The 22,284-nt window shown below is 70.8% G+C and carries 16 protein-coding genes; 4 read left to right on the top strand and 12 right to left on the bottom strand.

Going from position 1 to position 22,284, the window contains the following annotated elements:
• Positions 1-55: 55 nt before the first annotated feature.
• Positions 56-910, bottom strand: coding sequence for an alpha/beta fold hydrolase (locus tag ACGFIO_RS26510; protein WP_392829587.1), 855 nt, complete (start codon positions 908-910; stop codon positions 56-58).
• Positions 911-1,284: 374 nt separating this feature from the next.
• Positions 1,285-1,863, bottom strand: a complete 579-nt coding sequence (locus ACGFIO_RS26505; protein WP_392829586.1) for a TetR/AcrR family transcriptional regulator — start codon at positions 1,861-1,863, stop codon at positions 1,285-1,287.
• A gap of 195 nt (positions 1,864-2,058) precedes the next feature.
• Here ACGFIO_RS26505 and hrpA point away from each other — a divergent pair, with 195 nt between their 5' ends.
• Positions 2,059-5,907 carry an ATP-dependent RNA helicase HrpA gene (gene hrpA / locus ACGFIO_RS26500; RefSeq protein ID WP_392829584.1) on the top strand — a complete coding sequence of 1,283 codons (3,849 nt, stop codon included), beginning with the start codon at positions 2,059-2,061 and terminating at the stop codon, positions 5,905-5,907.
• Between the two features lie 55 nt (positions 5,908-5,962).
• A complete protein-coding gene (locus ACGFIO_RS26495; RefSeq protein WP_392829582.1) occupies positions 5,963-8,377 on the top strand; it encodes a putative bifunctional diguanylate cyclase/phosphodiesterase in 2,415 nt (804 codons plus the stop codon).
• Between the two features lie 167 nt (positions 8,378-8,544).
• Here the strand turns inward: ACGFIO_RS26495 and ACGFIO_RS26490 are convergent, their stop codons facing one another.
• The 9 genes from ACGFIO_RS26490 to ACGFIO_RS26450 form a co-directional block, all read right to left on the bottom strand.
• On the bottom strand, positions 8,545-9,327 hold the full coding sequence (locus tag ACGFIO_RS26490) for a LamG-like jellyroll fold domain-containing protein (RefSeq protein ID WP_392829580.1): 783 nt from the start codon (positions 9,325-9,327) through the stop codon (positions 8,545-8,547).
• Between the two features lie 64 nt (positions 9,328-9,391).
• Positions 9,392-10,300, bottom strand: a complete 909-nt coding sequence (locus tag ACGFIO_RS26485) for a DUF6401 family natural product biosynthesis protein (protein WP_392829579.1) — start codon at positions 10,298-10,300, stop codon at positions 9,392-9,394.
• A gap of 202 nt (positions 10,301-10,502) precedes the next feature.
• Positions 10,503-10,766: a cupin domain-containing protein gene (locus tag ACGFIO_RS26480; protein ID WP_392829577.1), complete on the bottom strand. Its 264-nt coding sequence runs from the start codon at positions 10,764-10,766 to the stop codon at positions 10,503-10,505.
• Positions 10,767-11,241: 475 nt separating this feature from the next.
• Positions 11,242-11,469, bottom strand: a complete 228-nt coding sequence (locus ACGFIO_RS26475; RefSeq protein ID WP_392829575.1) for a hypothetical protein — start codon at positions 11,467-11,469, stop codon at positions 11,242-11,244.
• A gap of 149 nt (positions 11,470-11,618) precedes the next feature.
• The gene (locus tag ACGFIO_RS26470) at positions 11,619-12,677 is read right to left on the bottom strand and encodes a B12-binding domain-containing protein (protein ID WP_392829573.1); all 1,059 of its coding nucleotides are present in this window, start codon (positions 12,675-12,677) and stop codon (positions 11,619-11,621) included.
• A complete protein-coding gene (locus ACGFIO_RS26465; RefSeq protein WP_392829572.1) occupies positions 12,674-14,368 on the bottom strand; it encodes a PP2C family protein-serine/threonine phosphatase in 1,695 nt (564 codons plus the stop codon). The genes ACGFIO_RS26470 and ACGFIO_RS26465 overlap by 4 nt, the downstream gene beginning before the upstream one ends.
• A 76-nt stretch (positions 14,369-14,444) precedes the next feature.
• A complete protein-coding gene (locus ACGFIO_RS26460) occupies positions 14,445-15,218 on the bottom strand; it encodes an exodeoxyribonuclease III (RefSeq protein WP_392829570.1) in 774 nt (257 codons plus the stop codon).
• Positions 15,219-15,508: 290 nt separating this feature from the next.
• Positions 15,509-17,884 carry a putative bifunctional diguanylate cyclase/phosphodiesterase gene (locus tag ACGFIO_RS26455; protein WP_392829568.1) on the bottom strand — a complete coding sequence of 792 codons (2,376 nt, stop codon included), beginning with the start codon at positions 17,882-17,884 and terminating at the stop codon, positions 15,509-15,511.
• Positions 17,885-17,920: 36 nt separating this feature from the next.
• Positions 17,921-18,766, bottom strand: coding sequence for a universal stress protein (locus ACGFIO_RS26450; RefSeq protein WP_392829566.1), 846 nt, complete (start codon positions 18,764-18,766; stop codon positions 17,921-17,923).
• Between the two features lie 160 nt (positions 18,767-18,926).
• Between ACGFIO_RS26450 and ACGFIO_RS26445 the strand changes: the two genes are divergently transcribed.
• A complete protein-coding gene (locus ACGFIO_RS26445; RefSeq protein WP_392829564.1) occupies positions 18,927-20,210 on the top strand; it encodes a citrate synthase in 1,284 nt (427 codons plus the stop codon).
• Positions 20,211-21,632: 1,422 nt separating this feature from the next.
• On the opposite strand, the gene ACGFIO_RS26440 is transcribed toward ACGFIO_RS26445, so the two are convergent.
• Complete coding sequence (locus tag ACGFIO_RS26440; RefSeq protein ID WP_392829562.1) at positions 21,633-21,785, bottom strand: hypothetical protein; 153 nt, start codon at positions 21,783-21,785, stop codon at positions 21,633-21,635.
• A gap of 68 nt (positions 21,786-21,853) precedes the next feature.
• Here ACGFIO_RS26440 and ACGFIO_RS26435 point away from each other — a divergent pair, with 68 nt between their 5' ends.
• Positions 21,854-22,252, top strand: a complete 399-nt coding sequence (locus ACGFIO_RS26435) for an IS5 family transposase (RefSeq protein WP_392829560.1) — start codon at positions 21,854-21,856, stop codon at positions 22,250-22,252.
• Positions 22,253-22,284 lie beyond the last annotated feature (32 nt).

Raw genomic sequence — 22,284 nt, 5'->3', positions numbered from 1 at the left:
CGCTCGGCCTCACGCTGGGCCGTGCCTCGGCCTCGGCTGGTCCGCGAGGTTCGGCCTAAGCCGTGGCCAGGAACTTCTCCATGGTGTCGAGGAGCCACCGCGGGTTCTCCTCGGCGACGAAGTGACCCGTCGGCGCGGCCACCTCGGTGATCCGGTCGGCGAACTCGGCCGGAGGCCAATCGTTGTCGTGCTCGCCCGCGTACACCCGCAGCACCGGCATGGCCAGCTTGCGTCCCGCCAGCAGTTCCCGGTTCTCCTGGCCGTCGGCCAGCAGCGCCCGGTACTGCTCGAAGCCGCCCCGCAGCCGGTCCCGCCCCCGGTAGGCCTCGGCGTAGTACGCCAGATCCTCGTCGCTGAACACGCCCGGCTGACCCAGCAGTGGGAACATCGTCGAGACGAACTCCAGCTCGTGCCCGTCGAACAGCATCTCGGGCACCGCCGGAGTCATGAACAAGCCGAAGTGCCACATGCCGCCCTCGGCCACGTTCATCATCTCCTCCAGCCCGAACCCCGGCAGCAGCGCGTCGAGCATCACCAGCGCAGCCACCTCCTCCGGCCGGGAGGCGGCCCAGCCGAACGCCACCATCGCCCCGATGTCATGGCCGGCCACCACCGCCGGCCCGCTCAGTCCCAGCGCGTCGAGGACGCCGCGCATGTCCCGCGCCTGCGCCGTCTTGGCGTACCCGCCGGCCGGTCGATCGCTCGCCCCCGCCCCGCGCAGGTCGGGTACGACGACCGTGTACCGCTCGGCCAGCGGAGCCATCACGTGCCGCCAGATGCGCCCGGTCTGTGGCCAGCCGTGCAGCAGCACCATCGGCGGCCCGTCGCCGCCGACCGCCACCGAGAGGGTGGTGCCGTTGGTGGCGATCCGCTTCGCCGTGAATCCGGCCGGCAACCAGTCCGTGATCATGATGGTCCCTTCAGGAGAGTGGTCATGCCGATCCGGCCAGATTTCTGGCGTTCCCGGCATGGGGATGGGCATGACGAACCCGCCGCGAAGGTGTTCGCGGCCGGTTTCGTCAGGAGTCGTGTTTCTGCGACGGATACGCCGACGACCGTGAGGCGCCGGGCCGGCGGCTGGCGAGTGTTCGTGGCGATTTCGTCAGGCGAGCGGTGGTGGCGATCTCGTCAGGTGAGTGGTGTTAGTGATCTCGTCGGGTGAGTGGTGTTAGTGATCTCGTCGGGTGAGTGGTGTTAGTGATCTCGTCGGGTGAGTGGTGGTGGCGATCTCGTCGGGTGAGTGGTGGTGGCGATTTCGTCAGGCGGCCGGTCATGACGATCTCGTCAGGCGAGCGCGGCGGGCAGCACGATTTGTTCGACGATGTCGCGGACCAGATCGGCCGGGAACTTCCCCGGCGTCTCAAAGGTCATCCGGAACAGCACCAGCCCCGGAACGACCGAACTGAGCAGATCGATGTCGAGCCCCGGCCGGATCTCACCCCGCTCCCGCGCCCGGTTGAGCAGAGTCCGCAGATCACGCGTGCCGTCCGCGACCAGCTTCTGGCGCATCGCCTCGTGCAGCTCAGGGTCACGCTGGATCGCGGTGGCGAGCGCCCCGACCACAGCGGCCCGCTCGACGTCGAAGAACCCCCGCATGCCGGTCAGGGCGCGCAGGTCGCCGCTCAGCGATCCGGTGTCGGGCAGCTCCGGACCCTGGCTGTCGAGCGAGCAGACCGCCTCGGACACCAGCTCGGCCTTGCCCGCCCACCGCCGGTAGAGGCTGGCCTTGCTCGCTCGCGCATTCGCCGCGACCAGGTCGAAGGTGAACCGGTCGTAGCCCACCGCGACCAGCACGCCCACGGCGGCCTCGAAGACCTCCTTCGCCCGCTCGCCCTCGATGCGCCGGATCCGCAGCTCGGCCATGTCGCCTCCCTTAGCGAAACGAAACAGTTTCGTACCCGCTGGGCGAAACTGTACCGCCTCCCCGACCGAAACGAAACTGTTTCGTTTCGGTCGGGCGGGCGTGGCCTCAGCCGGCCGGCCCTGAGCTGGACGCCACCCGAGGGCGGCGATAATCACGCGGCGTTTCGCGAGGGATCCGCCTAAGCTTGCTCCGCCATGTCTGTAACCGTGCCTGAGCTGCGCCGCCGCATGTCCGACCTGTTACCTCGCGACGAGCGCCGGCTCCAGCGGCGCCTGGAGGGCACCCGGAAGATCCGGGACGACGAGCGCAAGGCCGAGGCGCTCGCCCAGATCGCCGCCGAGGTCGACGCGGCCGTCGTCCGGCGGGATGCCCGCGCGGCGTCCGTGCCCGAGATCAAGTATCCCGACGAGCTGCCGGTCAGTGCCCGGCGTGACGACATCGCCGCCGCGATCCGGGACAACCAGGTGGTGATCGTGGCCGGCGAGACCGGCTCGGGGAAGACCACGCAGTTGCCGAAGATCTGCCTGGAGCTGGGGCGTGGGGTGCGCGGGCAGATCGGGCACACCCAGCCGCGCCGGATCGCCGCACGCACGGTGGCCGAGCGGATCGCCGAGGAACTGGGCACGCCGCTCGGGTCGACGGTGGGATACAAGGTGCGGTTCACCGATCAGTCCGGCGAGGACACGCTGGTCAAAGTCATGACCGACGGCATTCTGCTGGCCGAGATTCAGAACGACCGGTCGCTGCTGCGGTACGACACGCTGATCATCGACGAGGCGCACGAGCGCAGCCTGAACATCGACTTCCTGCTGGGTTATCTGAGGGAGCTGCTGCCGCGCCGGCCCGATCTCAAGGTGATCATCACCTCGGCGACGATCGAGACGCAGCGGTTCGCCGAGCATTTCGGCAACGCGCCGGTGCTCGAGGTGACCGGGCGGACCTACCCGGTCGAGGTCCGTTACCGCCCGCTCGACGTCGACGCCGAGCAGGATCAGATCGACGGCATCTCGGCCGCGGTGGACGAACTGGCCGGTGAGAGCAGCGGCGACATCCTGGTCTTCCTCAGCGGCGAGCGAGAGATCCGGGACACCGCCGACGCGCTGGAAAAGCGCAAACTGCGCAACACCGAGATTCTTCCGCTGTACGGGCGGCTGAGCGCGGCCGAGCAGCACCGGGTGTTCCAGTCGCACCAGGCGCGGCGGATCGTGCTCGCCACCAACGTGGCCGAGACGTCGCTGACCGTGCCGGGCATCAGGTATGTGATCGACCCGGGGACCGCGCGCATCTCCCGGTACTCCAGCCGGCTCAAGGTGCAGCGGCTGCCCATCGAGGACATCTCGCAGGCGAGCGCCAACCAGCGCAAGGGGCGCTGTGGGCGTACCTCGGACGGCATTTGTATTCGTCTCTATTCCGAGGAGGATTTCGAGCAGCGGCCGGAGTTCACCGAGCCCGAGATCCTGCGCACCAACCTGGCCAGCGTCATTCTGCAGATGACCAGCCTGGGCCTGGGCGACCTGGCCAAGTTCCCGTTCATCGACCCACCGGACCAGCGCAACATCACCGACGGCGTGAAGCTGCTCGAAGAACTCGGCGCCCTCGAAGGGCGCAGTCTCACGACGCTCGGCCGCAAGCTGGCCCAGCTGCCGGTCGACCCGCGGCTGGCCCGGATGGTCATCGAGGCCGACAAACAGGACTGCGTGGCCGAGGTGATGGTGATCGCGGCGGCTCTGTCCATTCAGGACCCGCGCGAGCGCCCGGCCGACAAGCAGCAGCAGGCCGACGAGAAACACAGCCGCTTCGTCGACAAGGAGTCGGACTTCTTCTCGTACCTGGGGCTCTGGAAATATCTGCGCGAGAAACAACGGGAGCTGTCCGGCAACCAGTTCCGCCGGCTGTGCCGTTCCGAGTTCCTCAACTACCTGCGGGTCCGCGAGTGGCAAGACATCTATGCGCAGCTGCGGCAGGTCGCCCGTACCCTCGAACTGAATGTCAAAGAGGACCGCGACGAGGTCTCGCCGGGGCCGAATGTGCACACGGCGCTGCTGTCCGGCCTGCTCAGCCACCTCGGGTTGAAGGACACCGACAAGCGCGAATACCTGGGTGCGCGCGGCGCGAAGTTCGCGATCTTCCCGGGGTCGGCGTTGTTCAAGAAGCAGCCGCGCTGGGTGATGTCGGCCGAGCTGGTCGAGACGTCGCGGCTGTGGGCCCGGGTGAACGCGCGGATCGAGCCCGAGTGGGCCGAGGCGCTGGCGCCGCACCTGGTCAAACGCAGCTACAGCGAGCCGCACTGGGAAAAGAAGCAGGGCTCGGTGATGGCCTTCGAGAAGGTCACGCTGTACGGGCTGCCGATCGTCCCGCGGCGCCGGGTCGGGTACGCCCGGATCGACCCCGCGCTGAGCCGTGAGCTGTTCATCCGGCACGCCCTGGTCGAAGGCGACTGGGACACACACCACCGGTTCGTGGCCGAAAACGCCAAGCTCATCGCCCAGATCGAGGAGATCGAGCACCGGTCCCGGCGGCGCGACATCGCCGTCGACGACGAGACGATCTTCGGTCTGTACGACGCGGTGATCCCGGCCGACATCGTCTCCGCCCGCCACTTCGACGCGTGGTGGAAGAAAGAGCGGCATTCCCGCCCCGATCTGCTGTCCTTCACCCGCGAGCAGCTGATCAACGCGGGCCGGGACGACGTGCAGGTCGGCGCCTATCCGGACGCCTGGATGGCCAACGGTGTCCGGCTCCCGCTGAAATACCGTTTCGAGCCCGGCAAATCGGGTGACGGCGTGACCGTCGAGGTGCCGCTGCCACTGCTCAACAAGCTCGACGCGGACGACTTCGGCTGGTCGGTGCCCGGCTTCCGGCCGGAGGTCGTGGTCGCGTTGATCCGCGCCCTGCCCAAGCAGCTACGGACCAGCTTCGTCCCGGTGCCCGACTGGGCCGCCGCCGCGCTGGCCCGGGTGCCGGCCCGCCGCGGCCCGCTGCCCGACGCCATCGGTGACGAGCTGCGCCGCCTCACCGGCGTGGTCGTGCCGCGCGACGCCTGGCGCCCCGACGCCGTACCCGAGCATCTCCGGATGAACTTCCGGGTGCTGTCCGAGCACGGTGTGGTGCTGGGGGAGGGCCGCGACCTCGAGGTGCTGCGGCGCGAGCTGGCTCCATCGGTACGCGCGGAGATCGCCGCCGCGGCCGGTGGGCTCGAGCGCACCGGCATCACCACCGCCGACTTCGGCACCGTCCCGCGGAAGGTCGCCCAGGTCCGCGGCGGTCTCGAGGTGACCGTCTACCCGGCGCTGGCCGACGAGGGCGCCAGCGTGGCCGTCCGGGTCTTCGAGACCGAGGCCGAGCAGCGGGTGGCGATGCGCGCCGGGACCCGCCGGCTGCTCCTGCTCACGCTGCCGCCGGCCGCCCGCTACCTGCAGGGCCGGCTGGACAACCGGGCCAAGCTGGAGTTGTCGCGGGGCAACCCGTACCGGTCGATCGCCGACCTCCTCGACGACTGCGCCGGCGCCGCGGTGGACCGCATGGTGCAGGACGCCGGCGGGCCCGCCTGGGATCAGGCCGGGTTCATGACGCTGCGCGAGCAGGTGCGCGCCGACCTCGTCGACGCCACCGCCGCGGTGGTCAAGCAGGTGCAGTCGGTGCTGGCCACCGCCTACGAGGTGGGGCAACGGCTGTCCGGTACGCGCGACCCGGCGCTGGTCGCCGCGCTGGCCGACATCCGGCAGCAGCTCACCGGGCTGGTCCACCCCGGCTTCGTCACCGAGACCGGCTGGAGACAACTGCACCACCTGCCCCGCTACCTCAAGGCGATCAGTCACCGGCTCGACCGGCTCGGCGGCACCGTGGCCCGCGACCGGCAGCTGATGGCCCAGGTGCAGGAGATCGAACGTGAATTCCGCGAGCTGCAGCCCTCGGAAGGCCGCACCGAGATCCGGTGGATGATCGAGGAGCTGCGGGTGGGCCTGTTCGCCCAGGCGCTGGGCACGGCGTACCCGGTTTCGGACAAACGCATCTACAAAGCCATCGACGCTCTGCCCGCGTAGTACCTTCTGTACCGTTCCGCCCCACTCTTGTTCGGCGTCATGCGACGGTGGTCCGGTGCGGGACACTCGGCCGTGGTGGCTATGGCAGCTCGCCGTGGGCGGGCTCAGCCTCCTCGTCGTCTTGCTCACGCCGTCCGGTGCCGTCCGGTCGACGTTCCAGCTGCTGATCAGCCTGACCGTCATCCCGGCGGTGATCACCGGCATCCGGGTCCACCGGCCGGCGCACCGGTTCGGCTGGCGCGCTCTGGCCCTCGCGGTCACGATCGCCGTGGTCTCGAACGTGGCCTGGCCGGTGCTCCAGGCGACCCACGTCCTCGCCTTCTCCGGCGCCGCCGACCTGCTCTACTACCTGACCTTCCCGGCCCTGGCCTTCGCCCTGGCCACCCTGCCCGGCCTGCCCCGGGGCACCCGGTCGGCCGGCTTCACCGAGGCCGGCATCATCACCAGCGGGGCGGCCGTCGTGTGGTGGACGCTGCTGGTCGACCCGCTCGTCCACGGTGGCGCGGTCGGCCCGGCCCACATCGTGGTCTTCCCGCTGCTGGACATGGCCCTGCTCGCCCTGGCCTTCCGGCTGCTCCTGCTGACCGACGCCGGGTCAGTTTCGTATCTGCTGCTCACCGTGTCGTGCGCGAGCCTGCTGACCGCCGACACCGCGATGTTCCTGGACGTCGGCGTGGTCTCGTTCGTCTCGGCGACCAACACCATGAGCCCGCCCCTGCTGAGCCAGGTGTGCTGGCTGATCACCAACGTGACGATGGGCGCGGCGGCGCTGCACCCGAGCATGGCCCGGCCGGTCGAGCCGCCCAGCGACACCGCCCTGGCCGACCGGATCGGCGCCTCCCGGATCTACGTCGCCACGGTCGTCGCCACCCCCATCCTGAGCGGGGTCTTCCTGCTCAACGAGATCGCATCCGGCGACCTCAGCGACGCCGACGTGGTGGTTCCGGTCGGGGCCACGGCCGTCACCGCGGCGCTCGTCGTGACCCGGATGCGGCAGCTCAACGTGCTGGTCCGGCAGCGCGCCGGGGCCCTGGAGCAGCTGCAGCGGGAACTGCTGCACCGGGCCCAGAACGACGACATGACCGGGCTGCCCAACCGGACCGTGCTGCACGACCGGCTCACCTCGATGCTCCGCCACCAGTCGCCGGGCAGCCTGATGGTGCTCGACCTGGACGAGTTCAAAGAGGTCAACGACCGATTCGGGTACGCCATGGGCGACGACCTGCTGGTCGCGGTGGCCGAGCGGCTGCGGCGCCTGCTCGACGGGCGGGCGCTGGTCGTGCGGCTCGGCAGTGACGAGTTCGGCGTACTACTTCCCGGCTCGTCCACCGACGCCGTTGCCGCCGGGGCCGGTGTGCTTCAGTCCTGCTCGTCGGTCGAGGCTGTTGCCGCCGGGGCCGGTGTGCTTCAGTCCTGCTCGTCGGCCGAGGCTGTTGCCGGCGCGGCCGGTGTGCTTCAGTCCTGCTCGTCGGCCGAGGCCGTAGCGGGCGAGATTCTGGTGGCTATGCGGCGGCCGGTCAACGCGCAGGGGCATGAGCTGTTCGCGACCGCCAGCGTCGGGCTGCGTACCGTCGACCCGGACCTGCTCACCGGCGACGTCCTGCGCGACGCCTACCTGGCCCTGCACGCGGCCAAGGCGGCGGGCCGCGACCAGGTGAAGGTCTTCGACCGCCGGATGCGCGAGCAACGGCTGGCCGTGGCCGAGACCGTGGAACGGCTGCGCGGGGCGATCGTCCGGGACGAGCTGGTCGTCTACTACCAGCCGCTGATTCGGCTGGCCGACGAGCGCATGGTCGGCGTGGAGGCGCTGCTGCGCTGGAAGCCGCCCGGCGACCGGATGGTGCCACCCGACGAATTCATCCCGCTGGCCGAGGACAGCGGCCTCATCGTCCCGATCGGGGAGTGGGTGCTGCGCGAGGCCTGCCGGGTCGTCGCCTCCTGGACCGACGCCGTCGTCTCGGTCAACGTGTCGCCGCGCCAGCTCCGCGAACACGACTTCGGGGCCAAGGTGCTGGACGCGCTGCGGTCGTCCGGCCTGCCGCCGTCGGCCCTGATCCTGGAGATCACCGAGGGCGTGCTGGTGGCGTCCGGGCAGGTGACCGAGCAGGCGATCGGCCACCTGAGCATGCTGCGGTCGCGTGGGGTGCGGGTGGCGATCGACGATTTCGGCACCGGGTACTCGTCGCTCGCGTACCTCAGGGATCTCCCGATCGACCACATCAAGATCGATCGCTCCTTCATGCCGGCGTCGTCCGAACCGGCCGACCTGGCCGCCGGGACGCTGGTCAAGGCCATCATCGACCTGGCCGGCGGTCTCGGCCTGGGCACGATCGCCGAGGGCGTGGAGACCGCCGAACAGGTCGAGCTGCTGCGCTCCCTGGGCTGCGAGCGGGCCCAGGGCTTCTACTTCGCGCGGCCGGTGCCCGAGTCGGAAGCGGCCGCGATGCTCGCCGCCACGGCTTCGCGCTGAGTTCTGTCGCTTTTCGCGGGGCCTCGCCGCCACGGCTTCGCGTTGAGCTCCTTCGCTTTTTGCGGGTTTGCCGCCGTGGCTTCGCGTTGAGTTCCTTCGCTTTCGCAGGGCTCGGCCCGGGGCGGAGCGCTGGTCGCCGTTCACCGCCCCGGCCTTGTCGCCGGGGCTCAGCCGAGCGTGGCGTACACGTCGTCGAGGTAGCCGTGGAACATGTCGCTGCTGGTGTTGAAGTTGGGTCCGCCGAGGCGTAGCGGCTTGTCGTTGCTGATGGTCAGCGCGACTGGCACCGACACCGACCCGCGGGCCACACCGTCGACGTAGATCGCCATCGAGCCACCGGCCCGGTTGCAGAGGATCCGGTGCCACTTGCCATCGGCCACCGCGATCGACGAGCGGACCAGGTACGCCGTGGCCGAACCGCGGCCGACCACCACACACTGGGCGCGGCCGTGGGTCTCGCCGACCTGCATCTTCCACTGGCTCTCGGTCGTCGCCACGCCCTTCTGCACGACGTTGGACGAACCGGCCAGCTGCGCCTTGCTGACGTTGATCGTGGCGGCCCACCGGAAGTTGCGGGTGCCCGGGTTGAGATCGGCGTCGTTGGTGCCTTCGAGCAGGGCCCGCGGGCAGGCACCGGTGGCCGGGCAGCGGACCGGCAGACCGATGTAGCGGCCGGTGCCGGCGGCGATGAACCGGACGGCACCCTTGTCCACGGTACGGATGGTCAGCGGCGCCCCGCGACCGGACAGATCCGGGACCTTGCCGGCGACGGTCGTGTCGAACGAGTACCGGGCCACCACAACCGGCGACGTGGCCGCATTCGCCACCACCAGCGGCGATGTGGCCGTGGCGCGGCCCACCACGACCGGCGACGTGGCCGCGGCTTGGGCGGGTGCCCCTGTTAACAACAGGCCGGGGAGTGCGAGGAGGGCGAGGAGTTTGCTTCTCATGCCCCGAAACTAGATTTGTCCGACTATATAGACAAAGCCGTCGTGTAGGTGTTTCGGCTACGAATCACAGCAGACCGGACGACTCGGCGATCGCACATACGGCCACCAGGCGCAGCACGTGCCAGTCCGGTAGCCGCCAGTCGCAGGTGGCCAGATCGGCGTCACCCTCGGCCGGGATCGGGCGGCCCATCCGGTCGGCCGCGGCCGAGATCGACCTGGCGTAGGAGGCCAGCCCGTCCGCGTCGGCCGGGCGACCGGCGGCGGCCAGGGCCTCGCGCACGGCCGCGGTGTGCTGGTCGATCTGGGCGAGCAGACCGGTATCGGCGTACGCGGCGGCCAGCCCGTCCACCCCCACCCGCGCCATCAGCCCGTCGAGCAGCGCCAGCGACTCCAACGGCGCCGGCGTCTCGGGCAGCACGGCCGCCTCCAGCACCTCCGGCGAGTCGGGCACGACGACAACTTCGAGCGCGGCCGGCGAATCCGGCACGAGGACTGTCTCGACGACGCTGACCGGGTCGACGGTCTCCTCGGCTCCGAGCAGGTCCAGATCGAGCTCGATCAGGTCCAGCTCGATGTCCAGGCCCACCTCGACCTCGAGGTCCAGCTCAGCGTCGAGCACCAGCTCAAGCGCCGCCCCCAGATCCGCGCCGCTCGCACCCCCCAGATCGGCCCCGGCACCCATAGCCGCGGCCAGTTCGGCGCTCGTCACGACTCCAGTGCCGATCGCCGCGGCCAGCTCGGAGCCGGTCGCGACCTCGGCGCCCATGGCGCCGGCCAGATCGGTGCTCGCCGTGACCCCGTGGCCGGTGCCCGTCGTCACTCCGTGGCCGGCGCCGATCGCGGCGTCCATCGCGGCGGCCAGGTCGGCTCCCAGGTCGGCGCTCATCGCGGCGTTCACCGCTGCGTCGAGCGCGGCGGCGATCTCGGCGGCGGTCTGCTGCTGGGCGGCGAAGGCGAGGAAGTCGTTCGTCATGCGGAAGACGCTAGGGCCTCCCGGCAGCCTTCCACAGCGCGGTAACCGAACGGCACCCGAGCGCTCCCCACCCCGCACCCGTCCCGCCTCCCAACAGCGCAAACGTCATCGCCCGGAACCCAGGAACCAGGAGCCGTCCCCAGCAACGCCGCCGCTCCCAGCGCATCCGCACGTCCCGCCCGCAGCACCCGGGCGAAGTGGTTCAGGTACGCAGGATGTGCAGGATCAGGGTGTCGAGCAGGGCCGGAATGATCGCGTCGGTGCCGAGGCGGGGCCGCTCCAGCTCGGTGGCGAGCAGGTCCACGGTGGCCCGCAACTCCGGGTGTCGCCCCAGGTGCGCGGGCAGGTGGATGAGCTCGGGCAGGTTTTGCCGGAGGCGCTGTTCGCGGCGCAGCCCTACCACTGCGAGGCGGAGTGGTAGGTGGGGGCGGTGTTCGTGGCGCGGTTGGCGCGCGGGGTTTACCACTGTGGGTGGGGGCGGTGTTTGGGGTGCGGGCGCCGCATGGGGCCTACCAATGGTGGGATGGAGTGGTAGGCGGGCTATCAGGGGACGTGGCGCGGGACCACAAGGGACGACCCGGCGGTGGGCGCGCGGAGCGGGACCAACGACGGCGGCCGGCCCCGGATGACAGGACTGTGCTGTGCCCGTACTCGGAAAAGGAAGGCACCCGCGGTCTCAGGCCCGGGATGGGAGCGGTCGGGAAATGGGAGCGGCGCGGGGATGGAAACGACGCGGGGATGGGAGCGGCGCGGGCCTGCACGATTCTCCTGATCCCACGCCTTGACCCACGAGCGCAAGATATGCCTCACGCTCGCGGGTCAGACGTCGACGGCCCTGGATAACCGACCGGTCCCGGATCTCGAAATCCATCGCATCCCCCGAGCTGGGGTGTTGCGACCACTCCTAGAACCCAAGCTGCGTTCCGGGCCGTTCAGGGATGTCAGCTGCGGCGGAAGGCGTAGGACCGACCCTTGCCGAGGCCGGCGGCGCGGCTGGAGTGCTCGCGTTCCGAACGCTGGCGGGACTCCAGGCGGCCGTCGGCGGAACCGTGGTGGCGCTTGGCGGAACGGTTGGGTGCGTCACCGTCGAGGGCCGGCGGAAGGGCCGGGGCCGTGGGAACGGCCAGGGCGTCGAGGTCGACGTGGACGGTGAAGGGCTGCTCAGGCATGCAGCTACCTCCTCGGAAAGAGAGAGGCGGGTGCCGGGGAAAGGGAAGAGTGTCGGCACGAAGAATGGCTGTCCCCACGGCTGACGAAGGCCGCCGACGGTCATGAAGAGATCGGGATGCGCGCTTCGTCAGGAGATCATGCGGACACGTTAGGCCGGGTCCGGCGCGGGCCGCAAACGATTAACGGCGGCGTCGAGCATGTGCCGAGCGGTGGGCCAGTCGTGCAGCTGGTCGCGGACGGCGAGGAGGCCGGCGACCAGGGCCTGGGACGGGACATTGCGGGCCAGCAGGACGGCGTTGGTCCAGTCGGTGAAGTCGGTGAAGAGGCGTTCGTCGGCGACGTAGAGGGCGGCGGCGAGGAAGTCGACGATGTGGCCGGTGTCTTCGGCGGTGGCGTCGGTCTGACGCTGGTCGTATTGGTTGACCTGCGGGTACGCGGCGGCCAGGCGCCGCAGTGCGGTGGCGATGAGGTCGCCGCGGTGGCGGACCACCCAGGTGTACTCGTCGTCGCCGAGGAAGGGCGAGACGGACGGGTCGTCCATGGCGGGCGGCCAGTCGGTGGCCAAGCGGCTGGCTGCCTGCTCGGCGGTCGCGGCCCAGGCGTCGGCGCCCAGCATCTCGGCGTAGCGGCCGGTCGGGCCGAAGCCGCGACCACCGGCGATGACCGGCACGCCGGCCGTGCGGCAGGCGGTGATGGCAGCGTGCGCGCGGGGCAGCCGGGTGGGGATCATGCAGCTCAGCGCGACCGCGTCGGGGCCGGTCTGGTGCAGATGGGTGACCAGGTGCGGGCCGGGGACGCTGGCGCCGAGGAAGTCGACCCGCCAGCCGTCCAGGCGCAGGGTCTCGGCCAGGATGCGTACGGGTAGAGCGTGCCACTCGCCGTCGACGCAGGCGATGGTGATCCGTCCCAGCCGGGGGCGCTCGTTGGTCCGGGCGGCGACCGCGGCCAGCGCCCGCTCGCTGATCGCGGTGGCGGCGTGCTCGCGGGCGATCGACCACTCGTTGGCCGCCCACAGCTCGCCGACCCGCTGCTGGGTGCGGGCGATCAGGTCGACCATGATCCGCTGGGCCGGCACGCCCTGGTCGAGCAGCCCGGTGACCGCCTCGATGGCGCCGTACTCGTCACCGTCGCCGACCATCCGCAGGTAGTAGTCGTGGAAGCCGGGATCCTCGAGGGACCGGTGGGTGCTGGTGGTGAAGACGGTCATACGCGTTGCCTCGGACGGCGGTCGTTGCGCTTGGCGTCGATGGCGAACGGCGAGGTGTTGCGCGCGCCGCCGCCGCGCAGGCTCAGGGGGGTACGCGAGGGAGCCCGCACCGCCAGCATGGCGATGTCGTCCCGCATGCCGCCGTGCACCCAGTCGGAGACCAGCTGCCGGATCCGTTCCACCGCCGCCTCGCCCGGCATCCCGGCGCAGCTGGACAGCGCGTCGCGCAGCCGCAGCTCGCCGTACTGTTCGGTGCCGGACGGCCCGCCCCGCGCCTCGGTCAGCCCGTCGCTGTAGAGCAGGCACAACTCGCCCGGTGCCAGCTCGACGTCGGCCGGGTGGACCACGGTGTGCGGGACGACGCCGATCAGCGTGCCCGAGGTCGGCACCTCCTCGACCGTGCCGTCGGCCCGCAGCACCAGCGGCGGCGGGTGGCCGCCGGAGGCCAGGGTGAGCCGGACCCGGCCGTGCTCGGAGCGGACCACCGAGCCGACCACCAGCGTGACGAACCGGTGCTGCCGGCCGGACTCGAGCAGCGCCTGGTTGAGCACGCCGAGCATCTCCTCGGGCGGCACGTCGACCAGCCGCAGCGCCCGCAGCGTCTGGCGCACCTTGCCGGTCAGCACGGCCGCCTCCGGGCCCTTGCCGCACACGTCGCCGAGCGCGATGACCGTCTCGGGGCGCCGCGCCGTCGGCTTGAACACGTCGTAGAAGTCGCCGCCGACCCGCAGCGCCTCGCGGGCGGCCTGGTATGACCCGATCAGCTCGACGCCATCCGGCTGGGGCAGCTCGGGCGGCAGCAGGTCGGCCTGCAGCACCGCGGTGGTGTCGACCTGGTCGCGGTAGAGCATGGCGGCCGAGATCGCCGCGCCGGCCCGGGCCGCGAAGATGCGGGCCAGCATTTCGTCCTCGTCGCTGAACGCGGCATCGGTGCCGCGGCGGGCCAGGATCAGGGCGCCGGCCGGCTCGGCGTTGCCGGGCAGCGGGGTGACCAGCAGCGCGCCGATCGGCCCAAAGCCCTCGGGCAGCAGCCAGCCGGGCACCTGCCCGGCGTCCAGCCACCGGCTCGGGATGGGCGGGAAGCCACCGAGCGCCTCGACCAGCCCGGGCACCTCGCCGAGCATGCGTTCGCGCAGCGAGCCCTGGTCGACGGTGCCGCCGCCGACCAGCCGGACCCAGTCGCTCTGCCTGCGCTCGGAGGGCAGGACGACCACGGCGGCGTCGGCCAGGTGGGAGACGGCCAGTTCGGCGGTGGTTCGCAGGGCGCGCCGGTGGTTGAGCGACGCGGCCAGGCGGCGGCCGGCTTCGGCCAGGAACGCGGTGCGGGCCCGTTCCCGTTCGAGCGGGGTGACGTCTTGCAGGTACCAGCCGTAGTGCTCGGCGCCGAGGTCGCGGCGGTCGCCACGGAGCCGGCGTCCGTCGTGCTCGGCGGTGAAAGTATGTTGACTCTGAGTGATCGCCTGGGTGAGCGCCACGATCGGTGACGCCGCCGCCGACATGCCCGCGGACAGCTCGGGAGCCAGGGCGTGAGCCGCGTTGTTGACCAGCAGGATCTGGTGGTCGGTGGCGGCGCACAGCACCACGGCCTCGGAGGTCGCGTCGAGGGCGGCCCGCAGCAGCGCCGGTGCCGGCGCCAAGACCGTCGCGGTAGCCTGCGCCGGCAAATCGGGATCCGTGCCGTCCGCGGTCATGCGTTGCCCCCTCTCTGGTCGTCGTTGTTTCTCACCCTACGTGCCAGGTCTGACAGAAACCGGCCTCACCCGTGCCTCATCGATCGAGGTCCACCACGATCGGGGCGTGATCGGACGGGCCCTTGCCCTTGCGGGCCTCACGGTCGACCACGGCGTCCTTGACCGTGCCGGCCAGGTCGGCGGTGGCGTAGACCAGGTCGATTCGCATGCCCATGTTCTTGTGGAACATCCCCGCACGGTAATCCCAATAGGTGAACGGATGATCACCCTTCAGGGGGCGGGCCGGTACGTCGGTGAACCCGAGGCCCAGGATCGCCGCCAGGGCCGCACGCTCGGGCGGGGTGACGTGGGTGGCCCCGGCGAACGCGGCCGGGTCCCAGACGTCGGCGTCGGTCGGCGCCACGTTGAAATCGCCGGCCACCACGGCCGGCCCGGCCGCCACATCGCCGGCCAGGGCGGTCTTCAGAGCCGATAACCACGACAATTTGTACGTGTAATGCGGATCATCCGGAGTGCGGCCGTTCGGTACGTACACCGACATGAACCGGACACCGCCGCAGGTGGCGCTGATCGCCCGCGCCTCCGCGCCGGGGTAGCCGGGCTCGCCGGGGAAGCCGTTGCGCACCTCGGCCAGCCCGACCCGTGACAGCAGGGCCACACCGTTCCATCGGCCCTGGCCGTACTCGGCCGTCTCGTAGCCCAGCTCCGCCACCTCGGCCGACGGGAACTCACCCTGCGCCACCTTGGTCTCCTGGAGCATCAGGACGTCCGGTCCGGTGTCGCCCAGCCACTCCAGAAGGCGGGGCAGGCGGGCCTTCACCGAGTTGACGTTCCAAGTCGCGAAGCGCATGCGGCCCAGCGTACGAGCTCTAGCGGGAACTCACCCGGTCGCGTACGGCCATCAGCAGGGCACCGCCGAGTCCAATGGCCAGTGCGAGCAGGGCGACGACGAGCCACACGTTGCACTCCGCGCCGATCAGTCCGATCACTTTTCGCCCTCCTTCCCTTAGACCTGTGTAACCCATCGGCGCGCCCCGCGCGACCGCAAGCCTTTCCGTAGCCGCGAATAATGCCTGACCGGGTGGCCGTCCGCTACCTTCGGCGCGTGCCACAGAACAACGGCGTCGAGGTCGTACGGCGCTACGAGTTCTCCGCGGCCAGCTGATTGCGGCTCTTGGCCTTGCCGCCGGTCGACCGCTGGTTCTTGCCCGGCGGCACGTTCGCCGCGGCCCGGGCGGCCGGGCCACCCGCGTGCCAGTGCGCGGCGAAGTCGCCCGGTGCCACCGCCGGTCCCCACAGCCAGCCCTGGGCCTGGGTGACGCCGACCGCGGCCAGGGCGTCGCGCTGCCCGCGGTTCTCCACGCCCTCGGCGACGATGGTCAGGCCCAGCGCGTAGCTCATCGCCACCACGGCCCGGACGATCTCCTCGTCCTCCAGGCTCGAGCCCAGGCCGGAGACGAACGAGCGGTCGATCTTCACCCCGGTGACCGGGAACCGGCGCAGGTAGCCGAGCGCCGAGAAGCCGGTGCCGAAGTCGTCCACGAGCAGACGTACGCCCAGCTCACGCAGCTCGAACAGGACGCGCGAGGTGACGCTGGAGCCGTCCACCATCACCGACTCGGTCATCTCCAGGGCGACCGCGCGGGCCGGCACGCCGTACTTGATCAGCTCGGCCGACACGATCAGCGGCAGGTCGGCGTCGTTGAGCTGGCGCGGCGAGACGTTGATGGAGAGGTAGAAGTCGTCGGCCACGGTGCCGTCGGCGCGCCACACGGCCAGCTGGCGCAGCGACTCCTCGCGTACCCAGGTCCCGATCTGCGCGATCATCCCCGACTCCTCGGCGATCGGGATGAACGACATCGGCGGGATCTGCCCCCGGGTCGGGTGGGTCCAGCGCAGCAGCGCCTCGGCCCCCAGCGGGCGCCCGGTGTCCAACTGCACGATCGGCTGGTACGCGACGTGCAGCTGCTCGTCGGCCAGCGCCTTGCGCAGCTCCGCCTCCAGCTCGATGCGTTCGCGGACCCGGTCGTGCATCGACGTGTCGAAGATCGTGGAGCGTCCCGGCCCCTCGGCCTTGGCCCGGTACATCGCCGTGTCCGCGTCCCGCATCAGCGCCTCCGCGGTCACCGCCGCGTCACCGTCGGCCGCCGCGTGCGCGATGCCGATCGACGCGCTGATCACCACCTCGGTGTCGTGCACGGCCAGCGGGCGGGTGAAGCAGCTCCGGATCTCGTCGACGATCCGCAGGGCGCCGGGCTTCTCACCCACGTACGCCAGCAGGAACTCGTCGCCGCCGGTCCGCGCCACCCGGATGCCGTGCGGCACCGCCGCGCGTAATCGCCGCGCCACCTCGATCACCAGCTGATCACCGGTGTCGTGGCCCCACGAGTCGTTGACCCACTTGAAGCCGTCCAGGTCGAGCAGGTAGACCCAGACCCGCCGGTCGTCCAGCGGCGGCGTCTCGATGAGCAGCCGCTCGATGTGCGCGGACATCGCCCGCCGGTTCGGCAGCCCGGTCAGCGGGTCGTGCATGGCCTGGTGCTCGGAGCGCCGCTGAGCCGCCGCCTGCGCCCGCACCGCGGTGGCCGCCCGCCCCAGCAGAAGCAGCATCATCAGCGCGCCGCTCACCCCGATGGTCAGCCGGTAGGCCGCCGACTCGTCGCCGACCAGCACCAGCAGCACGAACGGCACGGTCACGGCCGGGGCGAGCAGGGTCATCCGCCGCCACGACCAGGCCTGCACCGGGCGCCGGGCGGCGCGGCCGAGGTGGACCATCGACGGGTGCAGCGCGGTCAGGCCGAGCCCGGCCATGCCCAGAATGTACGGAAGGTCCAGCAGCGGCGAGTCGTAGGTCTTGCCCGACAACCCGATGATCGCGTAGGCCAGGTCGCCGGCGAACAGCATCAGCAGCGAGCCGATGAAGGTCAGCATGCTGATCGGGAAGGTGGTCGCGGTGAAGGTGAGGTTGACCACGAGCAGCAGCAGGACCACGTCGAAGATCGGGTACGCCGTGGCCAGCGCCGAGACGATCACCGGCCGGTCGCCGATCGCCGCGGTCGGCGCGGCCAGCAGCAGCACACCGAGCAGCCCGCCGGCCAGGAAGACGATCATCCCGTCCAGCACCGCCAGCCAGTCCAGGCTCTTGCGGCTGCGCAGCAGCACGACAAAACAGGTGGCCAGTGAGAAGTAACCCGGGATGATCACCAGGTCGGCGATCAGCGAGACCGGGACCCGCAGGCCGGAGACGAACGGGCGGGTCACCACGCCGACCAGGAACAGCGAGGCGGTCGTACCCAGCAGCAGCCAGGCCGACCGCGGCTCGGCGCCGTAGCGGCGGGGCCCGGCGAAGCAGGCCCAGATCGTGCCGACGCCGATCACCACGAAGGCGAGCAGCGCGACCTCGAGCTGCCCGAGGCTGCTCGCCACCAGATAGGTCACGGTCGCGACGAGGCCGACCATGGCGAACACTCGCCACAGCCTCCGGCCGGCGGACGAGGCGCCCGCGGATCCTGACACTGAGCCCCCTTGGCGGGCCCAATCTGGCGCCGATGATCAGGAAGCCCGGGTTCCCGCCGAAGGCACCGTACCCGGTGACCAATGCCCCGTGGCAGTGGTTCCGTGGACAAACAAGGTCGGACAGGCACCGCGCCGCAGCAACTGGAGAGCCACCGGCCCCAAAAGTTGCGTTCCGTCCTTCCCGCGCGGCCCGACCAGTACCATCCGGGCCGTCCGCGACGCCCGGACCAGGGCGGTTCCCGGCTCGCCGACCAGCAGCCGGGTGGTCGCGTCGTGTACGTCGGGCACCGCTGCCAGCGCCCGGTCGAGCACCTCCTGTCCCTCGGAACTGGAAGTCCTGCGGTTGATCACATGCGCCACCTCGAGCGGCACCGCGCGCCGAGCCGCCTCCTCGGCCGCCAGCTGCAGCGCCTGTAATGACTCGTCGGAGCCGTCGACCCCCGCCAGCAGCGGACCGGCCGGCGGACGCGGGCCACGCGCCACCACGGTCGGACAAAAGGCCCGCGACACCGCCTGGAACAGCACGGAGTCGACCGGAGCGTGATCTTCGTCGCCGAGCACGAGCAGCTCGGCGCCGCGGCTCTGCTGGATCAGCACCCGGATCGGCAGGCCGTCGGAGACCAGGCCGCTGGCCTTCACCCCCGGCGTCGAGCGCTGGGCCGCGGCGACCGCCCGCTCGACGAGGCGGCTGGCTTCACGGCGGGACTGGGCGTACCCCTGAGGTGGGCGTCCGAAACGGGAGTCGGGCCAGGTGAAGGCGTGCACCACCCGCAACTTCCGGCCTCGGGCCACGGCCTCACGCGCGCCCAGGCGTACCGCGGCAAGGCTGGCCGCGGAGCCGTTCACGCCCACGACCACGGGGGATTGTCTTGGGGTCCGCATCGACTCCCACCTCCGGAACCATTATCTATGCCCGCGAGGATTTCCTGCTCTTCGTGATCTATTCCTCAGAGCTTTGGCCGCCTGATGACCCATTCAGGTTGAGGGTTTACGGTGAACTTCACGTTCTTGGGGACATCTGCCGGTGAAGTGAGGGAAATACATGACGGATGTCAAGCTCGACCATCCCGGTGGCCAGCTGTCGATGCCGGTACGCTCCGCCACCGAGGGACCCGGTGGCATCGAGATCAGCTCGCTGCTGAAAGAGACCGGCTTCGTCACCCTGGACACCGGCTTCGTCAACACGGCGTCCTGCGCCTCGTCGATCACCTACATCGACGGCGACGCGGGCATCCTGCGATACCGCGGGTACCCGATCGAGCAGCTCGCCGAGAAGGCCAGCTTCCTCGAGGTGTCATACCTGCTGATCCACGACAAGCTGCCGACGCCGACCGAGCTGGCCGCGTTCGCCGACCAGATCCGGGTGCACACCCTGCTGCAGGAAGAGATGCGCAGCTTCTTTTCCGGCTTCCCGCGGGACGCCCACCCGATGGCCGTGCTCTCCTCGGCGGTCACCGCGCTGTCCACGTTCTACCAGGACGCGCTCGACCCGACCGACGAGCAGCAGGTCGAGATCTCCGGCATCCGCCTGATGGCGAAACTTCCGACCATCGCGGCGTACGCCTACAAGAAGAGCATCGGCCACCCGCTGCCGTACCCCGACAACTCGCTCGACTACGTGCAGAACTTCCTGCGCATGACGTTCGGCCTGCCGACGGTCGAGTACGACGTGGACCCCGAGATCGCCAAGATCCTCGACATGCTGTTCGTGCTGCACGCCGACCACGAGCAAAACTGCTCCACGTCGACGGTCCGCCTGGTCGGGTCGGCCCAGGCCAACCTCTTCGCGTCGGTGTCGGCCGGCATCAACGCCCTCTCCGGCCCCCTGCACGGCGGCGCCAACGCGGCCGTGCTCGAGATGCTCGAGCAGATCAAGAACGAGGGCGGTGACGTCGCCTCGTTCGTGAACCGCGTGAAGAACAAGGAAAAGGGCGTCAAGCTCATGGGCTTCGGCCACCGGGTCTACAAGAACTACGACCCGCGCGCCGCCATCGTCAAGAAGGCCGCCCAGGACATGCTGTCCAAGATGGACAAGCCCGACCCGCTGCTCGACCTGGCCTTCCAGCTGGAAGAGATCGCCCTCAACGACGACTACTTCGTCTCCCGCAAGCTGTACCCGAACGTCGACTTCTACACGGGCCTCATCTACAAGGCGATGGGCTTCCCGACCAAGATGTTCACGGTGCTGTTCGCCCTGGGCCGCCTCCCCGGCTGGATCGCCCAGTGGCGCGAGATGATGCTCGACCCGGCCACCAAGATCGGCCGCCCCCGCCAGCTCTACACCGGCGAGGCCGAGCGCGAGTTCGTCGCCATCGCCAACCGCTAACCGCGCAGGCCTTTACTGCCGCAGCCCCCGCCCACCCGGCGGGGGCTGTTCTGTTCTCACCGCCACCACCATCTCGAGCCCCCGCAGCAAGCCCGCCCGCGACCGCCCTCGTTTCCCCGCGCGGCCTCCGTTCGTTTTCCTCAGGTACGCCCAACATCAACCCCACGTGGCCCACTCGCCGGGCCGTCGCCGGTCACCCTCCTTGCCCACAAGCCGGGTTGTCCCGCGTGGCCGGCCCTCCCTCCCGCCGCCAGCAACCTCCCCGCCCGCCTCCTCACGGCCGCCGCTCGCGCCGTGCATCAGGTTCGCGCCGTGCATCCGCACCCGCGTTACCCGCCGATGCATGCCGATTGCCGCTCGCGCTGTTCGGCCACGTCGTCCCGCGCGTCCACGTCCACGCTGCGCCGTGCGCCGCACTGGGCGCTCACGCCGCGCCGTGCCCCCGGCGCGCACGGTGCCGTGCCTGCGCCGTGCCGTGCCTGCGCCGTGCCGTGCCGTGCCTGCGCCGTGCCCGCGCGGTGCCGCGCCCGTGCCGTGCCGTGCCCGCGTCGTGCCGTGCGTCCCGCGTCCACGTCACGCTGCGCCGCGTGCCGCACTGGGCGCTCACGCCGCGCCGTGCCCCCGGCGCGCGCCGTGCCGTGCCTGCGCCGTGCCGTGCCCGCGCGATGCCGTGCCTGCGCCGTGCCGTGCCTGCGCCGTGCCGTGCCGTGCCTGCGCCGTGCCCGCGCGGTGCCGCGCCCGTGCCGTGCCGGCGCCGTGCCGTGCGTCCCGCGTCCACGTCACGCTGCGCAGCGTGCCGCACTGGGCGCTCACGCCGCGCCCGCGCTGTGCCCGCGCTGTACGCCCTCACTGGGCGCTCACGCCATGCCGCACCGTGCCCACGGCGTGTCCGTGTGCCGTGCCCGCGCCGTGCGTCTCGCGCGTTCCACGCCACGCTATGCCCGCGCTACGCCGCGCTGCACCCCACCACTGGGCGCTCGCGCCGCGCCGTTCCCGTGCCGCGCCGTTCCCGTGCCGCGCCGTTCCCGTGCCGCGCCGTTCCCGCGCCGCCCGCGCTGCACGCCCGCACGGTGCGCTCACGCTCGCGCCGTTCGGCCATGCCCATGCCCGACCACGTGACGCCGCGCGCTCGCGCCGTGCGGGACGCGTGCGCCCGCGTCGCGCACTCGCGCCTGCCTGGCGCGCCACGCACTCGCGCCCGGGAAGGGCCACCTCGGAGGGGCGCCCGTCGCGTCCACCTCCCGCAACGCGGCGTCACTCCTCGCGCCCCCGGCATTGCAGGCCCTCGCGCCAGGCCGTCCGCGACGCCGACCCGGGCTCCTGCATCGTGGGCACCTGTGGCGTCCCGTCCGCCGCGCCGGTTTCGCCATCCGCCTTCGCAGCGTCACCTCCTTCGCGGGTTGGGTGTGGATGTTGTGTTGGTCAGCTGAGGGTGTTCAGCCAGGTCAGGATGCGGGACGGGCCGTCCTCGGCGGCCAGCTGGGCCGAGACGGCTTGGGCTCGGGCTCGTCGGTGGGGGTTGGTGGTTGCTTCGCGAAGGGCGGCGGCCAGGCGGTCGGAGGTGAGGCGGGACATCGGGATCGGGCGGGTGCCCGCGCCTAGGTTGTGTCTTCAAAGGATCATGACCGTGGATGATGTACGGCGTGATCCGCCGTTATGAGCTGACCGACGCCGAGTGGGAATCGTTGTCACCGCACCTGCCGTCGGTGATCACCGGCGGTCGCCCGCGTGAGGACGACCGCCGGGTACTCAACGGCATCGTGTGGAAGATCCGCTCCGGAGCACCGTGGCGTGACGTTCCCGCCCGGTACGGCTCCTGGAAGTCGATCTACACCCGTTTCCGCAGGTGGGCCTTGGATGGCACGTTCGCGAAGATGCTCGCCGCCGCCCAAGCCGCGGCGGACGCGAACGCCGACATCGACTGGCTGGTCTCGGTCGACTCCACGATCGTGCGGGCTCACCAGCACGCCGCGGGCGCCAAAGGGGGCAGCGGGAAACGGACCAATCGGATCACGCCCTTGGACGATCTCGTGGTGGATTGAGCACCAAGATCCACCTGGCCTGTGACGGCGCC

The organism is Actinoplanes sp. NPDC049265 (assembly GCF_043197135.1).
GTDB lineage: Bacteria > Actinomycetota > Actinomycetes > Mycobacteriales > Micromonosporaceae > Actinoplanes.
Note: the sequence above shows the minus strand (reverse complement) of the source record. Positions and strands in the feature narration are given on the sequence as shown.